Genomic DNA, 13299 nt, shown 5'->3' on the forward strand with positions numbered 1-13299 from the left:
TCCAACAGGAGAAGAAAGATGGCTCTCGAGCGCACGCTTTCCATCATCAAGCCAGACGCCACGAAGCGTAACCTGACCGGCAAGATCAATGCCGTGTTCGAAGAAGCCGGTCTGCGCATCGTTGCCCAGAAGCGCATCCAGCTGACCGAAAAGCAGGCTGGTGCTTTCTACGCTGTTCACAAGGAGCGCCCGTTCTACGGCAGCCTCGTGTCCTCCATGATTGCCGAGCCGGTTGTCGTGCAGGTTCTGCAGGCTGAGAACGCTGTTGCCAAGCATCGTGAAGTCATGGGTGCAACGAACCCGGCTGACGCTGCTGAAGGCACTGTTCGCAAGCTGTACGCAGAAAGCATCGAAGCCAACTCCGTGCACGGCTCTGACAGCCTTGAGAATGCAAAGAACGAAATCGCATTCTTCTTCGCTGAGACGGAAATCCTTCCGTAAGGAAGATAGATGTGGGAATGGAGGCATATGATCCTTCATTCCCATTTTTTGCTGACAATTCATTAAACTGTCGTGACAGAAACAGGGTCTTTATCTGTTTCTATTAGTCATTTTTATTGTTAAAAGAGATACACTATTTAATAGCAGTCTATAAGTGTGGTGTAATCTGTGCGCGAACATGTTCTAACGGCTCAGTTATATAGGAATCCCTTAGCTATTGTTTGGGGGCTTCTGGTTTCTGCTTTTCTAGTGTTCCTGATTTTTGCCACGCCTCCTATGCAGGTTCCCGATGAGCAAAATCACTTCCTTAGAGTTGCACAGCTTGCACAGGGAGGCGTGATTGGTCGTCGTCTTAACGCTTTGGATAGCGGAGGAATGCTTCCTGCGGACAGCGTGACATTTGCTCATAGTTACGACGATATCCCCTCGCACTATGATCATAAAATTCAATGGAGCCGTTTGGATACAGGATCAAATCTGACTTGGAAAAGTCAGAGAATACCAGCAGGTTTTCCCAATACCGTCATATACTCTCCAGTGTTTTACCTGCCTGCCGTGCTAGGCGTCGAGGTGGGCAAGGTTCTTCATACAAATATTTTGACGTCTTTTTACCTTGCGAGAATATCAAGTTCTATTTTTTGTCTTCTGGTTGGATTCATGGCACTTTTAGTAGCCATCAGAGGAAAACTTCTTATTGCTGTTTTCCTGTCCATGCCAATGGTCTTATCATTATTTGCGTCCTGTTCTCAGGACGGTCCTCTGATTGCTTCCTGTGCATTATGTGTCGCTCTTCTAACGCGGGTTGAAGATAGTTTTTCCGAAAGGAAATGGTTCTGGCCCGCGGTTGCGCTACTGTTGGGATGTATTCTTGCTTCAAAGCCTCCGTATATTTTAATGGCCTTTATTCCCGTGGTTCTTGCTCCCAGTTTTTCATGGCGTAGGGCTGCTGGTGCTTGCGGGATTGCAGTTGCGCTCCTGATGATCTGGTCATTTTGGGGAGTTCACACTACAAAAGTGCCATTCCAATCTGGGCAAGGTGTTGATTCAGGGCGCCAAGTTCATTTCTTGCTCAGTCATCCTATTACAGGTTTGGAAGCTCTTCTAAATACATTCCATTTCTTCGGGAGCTCTTTTAAGCAGCAATTTGTGGGAGTGTTGGGATGGCTGGATGCTCCTTTGCCATCATGGTTTTATCGTTTTGAAAAAATCATACTAATACTTACTGCATTAATTTCTTCTCTGTATTTCTCAATAAAAATTAACAAAGAATTTTTATTGAGAAAAATACTTATTTTTACACTGTGTCTGGGAACGGCGTGCGCTGTCAGTATCGCTCTGTATCTGATTTGGACGCCTGTTGGTTTGAATTATATTGAGGGTATTCAAGGGAGATATTTTATTCCACTGGCAATTTTCTCAATTCTAATGCTTCCAATTTCTTCTCTACCGCGCGCCTTGACTGAAACAAAGGTAATGGTTTTGGAAATTATTGTTCTCTGTGTCAGCTTATGGGGCGGGATGGGGGCGGTGCTTGAGACAGTTCTGGCCCGCTATTGGTAAAAACCTTATGACGGCATTTCTCTGATAGAGCTTAATTGGTTCATAATTTGTTTTTCTAATTTGTAAGGCCAGGCACGAAACAAGGTATTCTTGTTGTGTGACTGGCAAAATTATTATTGAATGAAACAACACGTCGAATATCGTAAATTTTGAGACATAAATTGTAATGAAAACTCTCGCCCTCCCTTTGTGGCTCAGGCGCCTGTCACCTCAGCAGTGGGCAATCATTTTACTCATTGTGCTGCCCCCACTGTCTCAGTTGCCCGCCCTTCTTGGCTGGACAGCTTTTGATCCGGTTCTTCGTCTGGCCAAGTTTGGCGATGAAGGGCATCAGTTTTTTCCTGGTAATCCAGGTTATGTAGATGCGAACGCAGGCGCTACAACCCAAGCGCTTGGGGCCCTTGCAGCCCGTCAATGGTTACATGGGATTGTGCCTTGGTGGAATGCCAATACCGGCTTTGGCGTTCCTCTCGCAGCAGAAATGCAGAATTCTGCAATGTTCGTGCCTTTTGTGCTTCTATTGGCTTTCCCGCACGGACTGCTGGTTCTTCGCCTGATTTTACAGATCCTGTGTGGTCTTTTCACTTTCGCATTGCTGGGTGAATTGGAAGTGCTGCCATTGGCCGCGCTTTTGGGCGGTATCCTTGCAGAATTCTGTGGGACGTTCAGCTGGTTTGCTCATGGGCCCATCATGCCAGTGCCTTTTCTTGCGCTGATGGTGTGGGGAATCCTGCGGGCTGCGGCGCCTATACCGCGCCGATATGGAGGTCGCATGGTTGGTATCGCGGTCGCCTACGCCGTTGCGGCAGGATTTCCCGAAACGGCTTATGTAAATGGACTTTTGGCGCTTGCGATAGCAGTCTGGGCCCTCTTGCGCCTGGAGAGTAAGTTGAGGCTTCGAGCTGCGTTCCACATTTGTGGCGGCGGTTTAGCAGGCCTCGCCCTATCGGCTCCAGCATGGGTGCCGTTCGGTTTGTTTCTGCGAGATGCGATCGTGGGGCAGAATGCTGATTTTGGCGATGCTCACTTTGTAACGGGAACAAGCGCTCTTCATTTATTCCCGATACTGTTCGGGCCGCCTCTTTACGGTTTCTATGCCAATGCAGGGACTTGGCACGCTGACATATGGTTCCACACGGGAGGCTATGTAGATCTAGCTCTCGTTGTGTTTGGGCTCATGGCATTTCTGCGTCCCTCTCTATGGAAAATGAAAAATTCATATTGGGGGCTTCGGGTTCTGCTTGGCGTCTGGGTTCTTGCGACCGTAGCGAAAGCTGAAGGTGTTCATGTCATTAGTCGCACTATTGATATGATCCCCCTGATCAAACAGACCATGCTTTATGTATATGCGTCGTCTGGATGGTGGTTCGCATTTTGTATACTAGCCAGTTTTGCTTTGAATGACCGTCTTCGTTATGGGCGTCTTTCCATCAAATCTGCATTGCTGACTAATTCGGCTACGATTTTGATTATGGCCCTGGTCCTGCCTTCCGCATGGCCTGAAGTCATGTCCCTGTGGCGTGTGCTGCCAGAATACCGGCCCATGGCTGTGTGTGGTCTGATGATCACCGGTGGGTTGGCGCTAATGCTTCCTTGGTTTCTGGCTGTCAGAACTCCATTCGCTCTTTATGCAGGGGGGGGATTGCTGTCATTGCATGCGCTATTGTTGAGTACATGGCCTGTGGTCGCAAGTGGAACGCAGGGGGGATCCATAAATTATGCAGCTGCAAAGTGGATGCGCGATCATCAGGGGCTTTCGCGTATTGTAAGCTTCAATGCCCTTGCACCGAATTATGGATCCTTCTTTGGTCTGCGCACCCTAAATTATACTTATCTTCCAGTTCCTACAGATTTTGCTCGAATACTTGATGCGGCGGATGACCCCGCTATCGATCCGAGTGGATTTTACACACCAGGTCTGGGAACAGCGGATAGTGGCGCGACCAATTCGTCAGGCTTTGATTTTTACCTGAAGAGCCATCCGGTTTCTGGAAAAAATTTCCTTGATTGGATGCGTAAGCATGGTGTCGCCTGGGTCATTCGACCTGCTGGTGACGAAAAAATGAGCGACGTTACCTGGACAGAACTCCAGCCTGATACCGCCAAAGCTGTCAGTATCGGGGGAGAAGGAGTTGAAGGAAATATTGACGCTCCCACTGGGAACGAGACACAAATTACATCTGTTGGCCTTGGTCTGGGCACTTTTTCAGGCCACGCAAGTGGTCAACTGCATCTGCGTCTGTGTAATGGAGATGAATGTATAGACGGTGTTCTTAATGTCGCGAGCACTCAGGACAATCAACTGGCATGGATAGCATTGTCAAAGCCGTTGAATACAAAGACTGGAGATATCCTTCATTGGCATGCTTGGACTTCTGACACGCAGTCCCCTCCAGCTCTATGGATGTGGAAACAGCAATATCGTTCAGATGAATACGCTCCCCTTATGCCGCTTCGTTTCCACTTCTCGGACCCAGATGTCACGACGCCTTACCATGATCGGTATGTGTCCATTCATCATTTGGGTGGCGCAGTTCCTTACACGGAATCCGCAGGATGCAGAATAGAGACGTTCACAGACAAGAGCTTTGAGACTTTCTGTCCTTCTGCCGGGTCAATGTTGAGGCGCGAGCTGTTTTTCCCGGGATGGAGAGTTTCCGTTAATGGAGAGATGTCAGAAATTTCCAAGGATGGAGAGGGGCTTTTCCAGGTCGTTCAGCTCCCTGTCGGGCACAGTCATGTAGAGTTCTTTTATGCGCCGCCCTATCGACGAGGCATATATCTAGTATTCTTGTTGGGATTATTAGGGTTTCTTTTCCCCTTCTTTCAAAGTCGTGGCAAAGAAATCAAATTCAATAAAATTTGATTTCTTTTAGAAATTATAAAAATCCCTGAGACTATTAAGCCTCAGGGATTTTTATTTATTTAAAGTGACGATTGTATATTGTTTTCAGATTCAGAGGGTAGGATCGACAATACGGACGGCGTAAGACAGATAAGCGAGCCGCTTCATTTCCTGACGGCCATGCTTGATGCCGTTCATGACAATGCCACAAAGCACGCAAAGTGCAGACAAAAGAACCAAACCAGTTGCAAGAACCGCAGAGGGCAGGCGGGGAACCAGCCCTGTCTGTGCGTAGTCAATGACAACCGGGGTCCCAGCCAGAAGTCCAATCAGAAAAAACAGAAGCCCTGATGAGAAAAAGAAAAGAATGGGCTTTTCTCTTTGAACGAGGGTGAGGATCGTAAAGAGAATACGAAAGCCATCCTGGTAGGTGTTTAGCTTGGATGTGGAGCCCACCGGTCGCTCGACATAAACTGTCGGTTCTTCGGAAATCGGCATATCTAGTTCAAGAGCGTGAACACTGAACTCGGTTTCGATTTCAAAACCCGAAGACATGACCGGGAAGGATTTGACGAAGCGGCGGGAAAATACACGATAGCCTGAAAGCAGGTCTGTAGTACGCCGCCCGAAGATCGACATGACCAGACCTGTCAGCATCTTGTTACCCAGAACGTGCCCCGGACGATATGCGGCAGTACGATCCGTAACCCGGACGCCGTTTACCATATCCAGGCCTTCACCGGATGCTTTTGCGACCATGCGGGGAGCTGCTGCAGCTTCGTAGGTCGCGTCCCCATCCACTAGTACGTAATAATCTGCCTCAATATCAGAGAACATGCGTCTTACGACATGACCTTTGCCCTGCATCGTTTCCGAACGGACAATTGCACCAGCCTTGCGTGCTGCTTCGACGGTATTGTCTGCTGAATTGTTGTCGTAGACGTAGATTTCCGCCTGCGGCAAAGCCGCTTTGAATTCTGATACGACCTGAGTGATTGCTACTTCTTCGTTATAACACGGGATCAGAACAGCAATTTTCAAATCACTCATGATGACGTCCTTATGGAATGAGACAGGAAAGTACTGATTGGAGAAGACAGTGCTTCTGACTGGTAATGTATCAAAGAGATACTCTGCATAAGCGAAACTGGAAAACTCAGGAAGGTCTGCCGTGTAAGGAAAGCGCGAAATACATGTGCTCTCATCACCCAGTTCTGTCATTCATGACGTCATACGACGTTAAATGAGAAAGCAGCCGTTTTCAGATTATTCCGCATACCGGTTGATGATGAAGTCTAGAAGCACGGCAGGATAGAGCACATGTTCCTGCTCCAGAACGCGAACGGCCAGACCGTCAGGCGTATCGCCAGCGTGCACAGGCACGCGGGCTTGTCCAAGAATGGGTCCTTCATCAACCCCCGCCGTTACAAGATGAACGGTGCAGCCGTGTTCTTTGGCTCCTGCCGCCAAGGCCGCCTCATGGGTGTGCAACCCAGGAAAGGCGGGTAGGAGGCTTGGGTGAATGTTCAGCATGCGCCCATTCCACGCGTTGACCAGAAACGGGGTCAAAACGCGCATGTAGCCTGCAAGGCAGACAATTTCGGCGCCTGAGGCGCGGATGGCGGCATCAACTTTGCGTTCGTGGGCCTCCCTATCCTTGCCGAATGGTTTGTGGTCGATGGCAATCGTCTGAAGGCCCGCTGCACGGGCGATTTCAAGACCCGCCGCATCTGGCCGGTTACTCAGAACCAGCGCAATACGGGCGGGGTAATCTGGCCGTTCGCAGGCTTCGATCAGTGCGCGCATGTTGCTTCCGCGACCACTGATCAGAACGGCAATCGGCGTTTTCTGCATCATGAAAAAGAGACCGGTGCTGTCAGCGCATAATGTTCGTCTGAACGAACAACCTCCCCAATCAGGAAGGCACTCTCTCCACGAGCTTCCAGTTCTGTCAGAACGCGTTCCGGCTCAGGGGTGACCAGAACCATGCCGATGCCGCAGTTGAAAACCCGAAGCATCTCGTCCGCTGCTACGTTACCAACCTGAGCCATCCAGCGGAAAACGGACGGAACGGTCCAGGACGAGCCATCAACGCGAACGCCCAGCCCTTCGGGCAGAACACGGGGCAGATTGCCAGGAAGGCCGCCACCGGTGATGTGCGCGCAGCCATGTAGCAGACCCTTGGCATGCAGATCCAGGACCGTGCGCACATAAAGCTTCGTTGGTGTCAGGAGGGCTTCTGCGAGCGTATGGCCGTCTGCAAAAGGTGCGGGCGAGTTCCAGCCTAGACCGGATCGGCGAACGATCGCGCGTACCAGCGAAAACCCGTTGGAGTGCACGCCGGAAGAGGGGAGACCGATCAGTGCGTCGCCTTCGCGGATACCGGCGGGAAGCAGGTTATCGCGTTCTGCTGCGCCTACGCTGAAGCCTGCGAGGTCGTAGTGTCCCGGTGCGTACATGCCCGGCATTTCTGCGGTTTCGCCGCCGACCAATGCACATCCGGATTCCGCACAGCCGTGTGCAATACCTTTCACAACCGTGGCCGCATCTTCAACGGACAGCTTGCCGGTTGCGAGATAGTCTAGGAAGAAAAGTGGTGTTGCGCCCTGCACAACCAGATCGTTCACGCACATCGCCACGAGGTCCACACCGACCTCATCATGCTTGCCCGCCTCAATGGCGACCATCAGCTTGGTACCGACACCGTCCGTGCAACTGACGAGGACGGGATCCGTGAAACCAGCAGCTTTCAGATCAAACAATGCGCCGAAACCACCAAGGCCGCCCATCGTTCCCGGACGGTTCGTTGCCTTGGCTGCCGGCTTGATGGCATCGACCAGAGCGTCGCCTGCGGCAATGTCCACGCCAGCCTGTGCATAGCTGGCGCCCTGAGGGGTGTCGGGCTGATCGGTCATCGTGAAAGCTTCCCGCTGGTTGACGTGACGCCGTTCTAGAGCATCCTGCGCACGGGCGGAACGCTATTTGAGAGCGGAACGACACGGAAAAAGGGCTGGCATGACAAAACCGGACGGACAGACAGGGCCCTTGGGAGGGGATATTGGCCCGCAGATGGCTTTTCCCTTACGTAGGCCCGCTGCATTTACAGCCGAGCGTTTCATTACGAGTCCGTCCAATGCGGCTGCGAGAGCGTGGCTGTCCCGCAAGGGGTGGCCAGATGGTCGGCTGTGGCTCTGGGGCCCCGCGGGCACCGGCAAAACCCACCTTTTATCTGTCTGGGCGCAGGAATATGACGCAACGGTTCTGGATGCGCGCCTGTTTTCCCGCTCATCTTCAGGGGGGCGCATTCGCGTACAAGGTAATCTCGCCATTGATAACGCCGATTCGCCAGGGGACGAGGCCACTCTGCTTCATCTTCTGAATGATGCACTGGCGCAGGGTGACCGCGTTCTGATGGTCGGGCGTCTGCCGCCTTCCCGTAGTCATTTTGCTCTTGCAGATCTCGCCAGTCGTCTGCGCGCTACCGCCACGACGGCTACGGGGGAGCCAGAAGATGATCTACGGGCAACGCTGCTTCTCTCGCTTCTGGCACATCGGCAACTTGTGGTGTCCCAATCCGTGACGGACTGGCTGTGGCGTCATCTTCCCCGGACCGGGAGTGCGCTGGTTTCTGCTGTTGAGCGTCTTGATGATGCGGCACTTGCGCGGGGCACGGCCATTACCCGGGCATTGGCGTTGGAAATGCTTCCCGATCTCCTGATGTCCGAGCATTCTGACGAGTGACACAAAAGCGACGTTTGACACGCTACTTCCGAGTCCCGATCCTGATCGGGATTTTGGTTCGAGCTTCCCGGAAGAGACCATCGTGACGACTGAAGACAAAAAACCGGCTCCGCGCCGCCGCACTTCCCGCCAGCCTCGTGAAGGCAGCATGACCCCGGCTGTCACTCGGGCGCGGCGGAGAAGGACAGTTATTCCGACGGCCAAGGATTACGCGGACATGCCGACCTCGCCAGAGCGGTTTATCAATCGTGAACTGTCCTGGCTTGATTTCAACCAGCGCGTCATTGAAGAAGCTGAAAACCCCCGAAATCCTTTGCTCGAACGGGTTCGTTTCCTGTCTATCAGTGCAAGCAATCTGGATGAGTTCTATTCCGTGCGTGTGGCTGGCCTCGTCGGGCAGGTTCGTGAAGGAATGGTGGTGCGCAGCCCCGATGGGGCAACCCCCATCCAGCAGCTTGCAGCCGTTCGCCAGAAAGCACGTTTTCTTCTTGAAGAGCAGCAGCGTGTCTGGCGTCAGCTGGAGGCTGAACTGAAAGATGCAGGGATCTCTATCCTGTCTACGGAAGGACTTGATGAGGCCGACCGGGCTCAACTTGGCACCCTGTTCCAGGAGCGTGTCTTTCCGGTTTTGACGCCGTTAGCTGTTGATCCGTCTCATCCGCTGCCCTTCATTCCCAATATGGGGCTGGCTCTGGTGATGCGGTTGAAAGATCCCGGAACAGGCAAGCACGTCATGGACGGCCTGATCCTGCTTCCCGCGCAGGTGCCACGTTTCCTTCGTCTGCCGTCAAAGGTTGGGACAAAGGGTGATGCCTCCGGCGAGATACGCTTTGTGCTTCTGGAAGATCTGGTCCAGCTCTTTGCGGATCGCTTGTTTCCGGGTCTCATGATTGGTGCCGCAGGTGTTCTGCGGATTATCCGTGACACGGATGTCGAGTTCGAGGACGAAGCAGAAGACCTCGTTCGATCCTACGAAACTGCACTGAAGCAGCGTCGTCGGGGTGTAGGTATTCACCTGGCGCTCGACCACAAGCTACCAGAGACACTGGGCCGTGAAATGGGTGAGGAACTGGGCGTCGGCGATGAAGACGTCGTTGTTCTCCCGAGTTTTGTGGGTGTCGTCGATCTCAAGCAACTGATTGTTGATGATCGTCCGGACCTCGTGTTCCCGCCGTACACACCGCGCTTTCCGGAGCGCATCCTTGATTATGACGGGGACTGCTTCGCTGCCATCCGCGCGAAGGACATTGTTGTTCACCACCCCTTCGAAAGCTTCGATGTGGTGGTGCAGTTCCTGCGTCAGGCTGCGCTGGATCCGAACGTCCTTGCCATCAAGCAGACCCTGTATCGCACCTCACGTGACAGCCCGATCGTTCAGGCCCTGATCGAGGCGGCTGAAGCAGGCAAGTCCGTCACAGCTATGGTCGAACTACGGGCGCGGTTTGACGAAGAAGCCAATATTCGTCTTTCCCGCGCGCTGGAAGCAGCAGGGGTACAGGTCGTGTTCGGCTTTGCGCATCTGAAAACGCACGCAAAGCTCAGCCTTGTGGTTCGTCGCGAAGGGGGAACGCTCCGGTCCTACGCTCACTTTGGAACTGGTAACTACCATCCGATCACAGCGCGGATTTATACGGATCTGTCTTTCTTTACGTGCGATCCGAAGCTGGCTTCCGACTCAGCCAAGCTGTTCAATTATATGACCGGCTATGCCACGCCGGAAAAAATGGATGCCCTCGCGTTTTCCCCTATCACCATCCGGCCCACGCTGGAGCAACTGATCCGGGATGAGATCACGCATGCCAAGGCAGGTCGTCCGGCTCGCATCTGGCTGAAAATGAACAGCCTCGTCGATGCAGAACTCATTGATCTGCTTTACGAGGCTTCTCAGGCTGGCGTGAAGATCGTCGGGATCATCCGTGGTATCTGCTGCCTCCGTCCCGGCGTTCCGGGGCTCTCGGAGAACATCGACATCAAATCCATTGTCGGGCGTTTCCTGGAGCATGCCCGGGTGTTTGCGTTCGGAAATGGCCATCGGATGCCGTCCCACAAAGCAAAAGTTTTCATTTCTTCGGCGGACTGGATGGTGCGGAACATGGATTGGAGGGTAGAAGCAATGGTGCCCATTACCAATCCAACCGTTCATGCCCAGATTCTCGGCCAGATCATGACGATGAACATCAAGGACACCCTTCAGAGCTGGACGCTGTTGAAAGACGGCCGCTGGCACCGGGTTGCCCCTGGCGCTCACCCATTCTCTGCGCACGAATACTTCATGAACAATCCATCCCTTTCCGGCCGGGGTTCGGCCGCTCGGGAGAAAGCTCTTCCGGAGGCCCATCGCCCACGCGAGCGGCCTGACCGGATTCTGGAAGACTGAACCACATGTCATCATCTGCACAGCGTTCCGCCATCGTCGATCTCGGGTCCAATTCAGTCAGGCTCGTGGTTTTTGAAGGCGTTGCGCGCAATCCGCTCCCCATCTTCAATGAGAAGGTTACGCTCAAGCTGGGGCGCGGTCTGGATGCAACGGGACGCCTGAATGACGAAGGCGTAACGCTGGCAATGGACGTGCTGGGACGTTTCCATACGGTGGCGCGTGCCATGGGGGCGGAACCTTTTGAGGTTCTGGCCACCGCGGCAGTACGAGACGCATCGAACGGGCCGGATTTTGTGTCGGCCATTCGTGCACGTATGCCGGGCGTTCCCATCCGTGTTTTGGAAGGGACAGAAGAGGCCGATTATGCGGCCCGTGGCGTGCTGTGCGGTTTGCCGGACGCGAACGGTCTCGTCGCGGATATTGGCGGTGGCTCTCTTGAACTGATTCACGTTGCTGACGGGCAGTATTATGAAGCCCTGACGACCAAACTTGGCGTAATCCGCCTTCAGGATCGCGCCAAGGGCAGTATCGAACGTGCCGCTGAAATTGCGTCAGAACTGCTTCAGGAGGTTAACTGGCTTCCGGGCATGACGGGTCGTCCGCTGTATCTGGTCGGTGGGGCTTTCCGTGCGCTGGCTCGTTTGCAGATTGCCCGTACACAGTATCCGCTCAATCTGGTTCATCTTTTCACGCTCTCCGAAGGGGAAGCGCGCGAGATGTCGGATTGGGTGATCGGTGCTTCCAAGCGCACCCTCGAAAAACTTCCGAATGCACCTCGCAAGCGTCTGGGGGATGCGCCTTTCGCAGCCGTTGTTCTGAAATGCCTGATGGAGCGCGTGCGTCCGTCCAAGGTTGTCTTCAGTGTCGATGGCCTGCGGGAAGGCTGGTACATGAAGCATGTGGCATCGTCCGTTGCTGGCGATGATCCGATGACGGCGTTGGCTGAAGAAATGGCCGGGCGCCTTGCCCGTAGTGTCACGCTGTCCAATGCGTTGACGGGCTGGACGGCACCTCTGTTCCGTGATGAAACGCCATGGCAGCGACGTTTGCGTCAACTGGCCTGCACCCTGTCAGATATCGGCTCTTACGATCATCCTGAGTATCGTGCAGAGCAGACCTATCAGCGTGTTATGCATTGCCACGGCGTTGGGTTCGAACATGCCGCCCGGGCATTCATCGGGCTCACCCTTGCAGTCCGTTATGAAGTGGCGATGGACGCGTCCCTGATCGAGCCGTCCCGCCAGCTTCTGTCCCGGTCGGAAATCGAGCGGGCGGTGAGGTTGGGGCTGGCTCTCCGTCTGGCCTATACGCTCTGTGCCGGAACGACTGTGCTGCTGGAGGAATGCCGTCTTCTGGTGGAAGATCAGCAGCTTGTTCTTATCCTGGGTGCACGCAGCGTGCGTGCGGCAGGCAGTGCGGTCCGTCGGCGGTTTGAAAGACTGGCGGCAGCCATGCAGTTAGAATGTCAGGTAAGGGAAGAATGAGTTTGAGGATGAAGTTTGGCGCTGGAGCCGCTCTGGGCCTGATGGCTGCTGTCACGATCGGCGGTGGTCTGGTGGCATGTGGCAAAGTGCCGGGACATGACCGCAACAAGCTCTGGGAACTGGTAGGCAGTCGTTGCGCCAAGGATGCACAGCATCATCCCTGCGCCGTTTATGATCCTCAGGACGGTTATGCGTTGCTGAAGGATCTGTATGGCCACGGTCAGTACCTGCTGATTCCAACAAAGAAGGTTCCCGGTATTGAGGATGCATCCCTTCTTCAGCCGGAAACTCCGAACTACTTCGCGGAAGCATGGGCCGAACGGCAGCGTGTTCCGACAGGGTATGGATTTCCAGTCCCGGACGAGCACCTGTCTCTCGCCATCAATTCCCGTGATGGCCGGACGCAGGACCAGCTTCATATCCATATCGATTGCCTGACGCCTTACGTCCGTACTGAGATCGACAAGTACATGATCGGCGAGGCTTGGACCCCTGTTTCGCTGTATGGACATCCATACCGCGCCCGACTGGTGCAGACGCTTGATCCATCACCGTTCCGCCTCGTGGGTGATGCGGACATGGCGGATCACACGATTGTGGTTACGCCGGGCCATCATGGTGGTTTCGTCATCCTTGATGACGTTGCTCACGCTTTGGATCGGGCTTCCGGTGAGGAAGTTCAGGACCACAAGTGCAAGATCGACGACCCGAAGCACAAGGCCATGCATATGGACGGCATGGAACCGGGCATGCACATGAACGGGATGATGTAACACTTCATCTTGTTCTGACGCTCCGGGACTGGCATGGTTCGATCATCCTCGAACCACCTGTTAATTCCGGAGATTGCC

At 53.7% G+C, this 13299-nt stretch carries 10 protein-coding genes; 7 read left to right on the plus strand and 3 right to left on the minus strand.

Translation table 11 applies throughout. The annotated features are described in order from the left end of the window. Positions 1-18: 18 nt before the first annotated feature. The 3 genes from ndk (at position 19) to GFR01_RS03320 (ending at position 4867) form a co-directional block, all read left to right on the plus strand. The gene (gene ndk, locus GFR01_RS03310; protein ID WP_007282334.1) at positions 19-441 is read left to right on the plus strand and encodes a nucleoside-diphosphate kinase; all 423 of its coding nucleotides are present in this window, start codon (positions 19-21) and stop codon (positions 439-441) included. Positions 442-609: 168 nt separating this feature from the next. Beyond that, entirely contained in the window at positions 610-2001 is a 1392-nt protein-coding gene (locus GFR01_RS03315; RefSeq protein WP_145994546.1) for a DUF2142 domain-containing protein, read from the plus strand. A 481-nt stretch (positions 2002-2482) separates the two neighbouring features. Continuing rightward, on the plus strand, positions 2483-4867 hold the full coding sequence (locus GFR01_RS03320; RefSeq protein ID WP_145994547.1) for a spermidine synthase family protein: 2385 nt from the start codon (positions 2483-2485) through the stop codon (positions 4865-4867). A gap of 90 nt (positions 4868-4957) precedes the next feature. Here the strand turns inward: GFR01_RS03320 and GFR01_RS03325 are convergent, their stop codons facing one another. The 3 genes from GFR01_RS03325 to purM all read right to left on the minus strand — a co-directional run bounded on the left by GFR01_RS03325 (position 4958) and on the right by purM (position 7761). Then, entirely contained in the window at positions 4958-5896 is a 939-nt protein-coding gene (locus GFR01_RS03325) for a glycosyltransferase family 2 protein (protein WP_099181606.1), read from the minus strand. Positions 5897-6112: 216 nt separating this feature from the next. After that, positions 6113-6703: a phosphoribosylglycinamide formyltransferase gene (purN, locus tag GFR01_RS03330; RefSeq protein ID WP_099181251.1), complete on the minus strand. Its 591-nt coding sequence runs from the start codon at positions 6701-6703 to the stop codon at positions 6113-6115. Then, positions 6700-7761 (minus strand): phosphoribosylformylglycinamidine cyclo-ligase, encoded by a 1062-nt coding sequence (purM, locus tag GFR01_RS03335; RefSeq protein ID WP_099181252.1) that lies wholly within the window; start codon positions 7759-7761, stop codon positions 6700-6702. The genes purN and purM overlap by 4 nt, the downstream gene beginning before the upstream one ends. Positions 7762-7861: 100 nt before the next feature. Between purM and GFR01_RS03340 the strand changes: the two genes are divergently transcribed. The 4 genes from GFR01_RS03340 to GFR01_RS03355 all read left to right on the plus strand — a co-directional run bounded on the left by GFR01_RS03340 (position 7862) and on the right by GFR01_RS03355 (position 13221). Next, on the plus strand, positions 7862-8587 hold the full coding sequence (locus GFR01_RS03340) for a DnaA/Hda family protein (protein ID WP_099181253.1): 726 nt from the start codon (positions 7862-7864) through the stop codon (positions 8585-8587). 148 nt (positions 8588-8735) lie between these two features. Then, positions 8736-10964 carry an RNA degradosome polyphosphate kinase gene (locus tag GFR01_RS03345; protein ID WP_099181607.1) on the plus strand — a complete coding sequence of 743 codons (2229 nt, stop codon included), beginning with the start codon at positions 8736-8738 and terminating at the stop codon, positions 10962-10964. Positions 10965-10969: 5 nt separating this feature from the next. Further along, positions 10970-12448, plus strand: a complete 1479-nt coding sequence (locus tag GFR01_RS03350) for a Ppx/GppA family phosphatase (protein ID WP_063903022.1) — start codon at positions 10970-10972, stop codon at positions 12446-12448. A gap of 8 nt (positions 12449-12456) precedes the next feature. Then, complete coding sequence (locus tag GFR01_RS03355; RefSeq protein ID WP_099181254.1) at positions 12457-13221, plus strand: CDP-diacylglycerol diphosphatase; 765 nt, start codon at positions 12457-12459, stop codon at positions 13219-13221. Positions 13222-13299: the final 78 nt, after the last annotated feature.

It is taken from the genome of Gluconobacter frateurii (genome assembly GCF_002723955.1).
Classification (GTDB): Bacteria; Pseudomonadota; Alphaproteobacteria; order Acetobacterales; family Acetobacteraceae; genus Gluconobacter; species Gluconobacter frateurii.

Coding starts and splice junctions, on each gene's coding strand:
- ndk (WP_007282334.1), top strand. CDS start 19: ATGGCTCTCGAGCGCACGCTTTCCATCATCAAGCCAGACGCCACGAAG.
- GFR01_RS03325 (WP_099181606.1), bottom strand. CDS start 5,896: ATGAGTGATTTGAAAATTGCTGTTCTGATCCCGTGTTATAACGAAGAA.
- purN (WP_099181251.1), bottom strand. CDS start 6,703: ATGATGCAGAAAACGCCGATTGCCGTTCTGATCAGTGGTCGCGGAAGC.
- GFR01_RS03340 (WP_099181253.1), top strand. CDS start 7,862: ATGACAAAACCGGACGGACAGACAGGGCCCTTGGGAGGGGATATTGGC.
- GFR01_RS03355 (WP_099181254.1), top strand. CDS start 12,457: ATGAAGTTTGGCGCTGGAGCCGCTCTGGGCCTGATGGCTGCTGTCACG.
- GFR01_RS03350 (WP_063903022.1), top strand. CDS start 10,970: ATGTCATCATCTGCACAGCGTTCCGCCATCGTCGATCTCGGGTCCAAT.
- purM (WP_099181252.1), bottom strand. CDS start 7,761: ATGACCGATCAGCCCGACACCCCTCAGGGCGCCAGCTATGCACAGGCT.
- GFR01_RS03345 (WP_099181607.1), top strand. CDS start 8,736: ATGACCCCGGCTGTCACTCGGGCGCGGCGGAGAAGGACAGTTATTCCG.
- GFR01_RS03320 (WP_145994547.1), top strand. CDS start 2,483: ATGCAGAATTCTGCAATGTTCGTGCCTTTTGTGCTTCTATTGGCTTTC.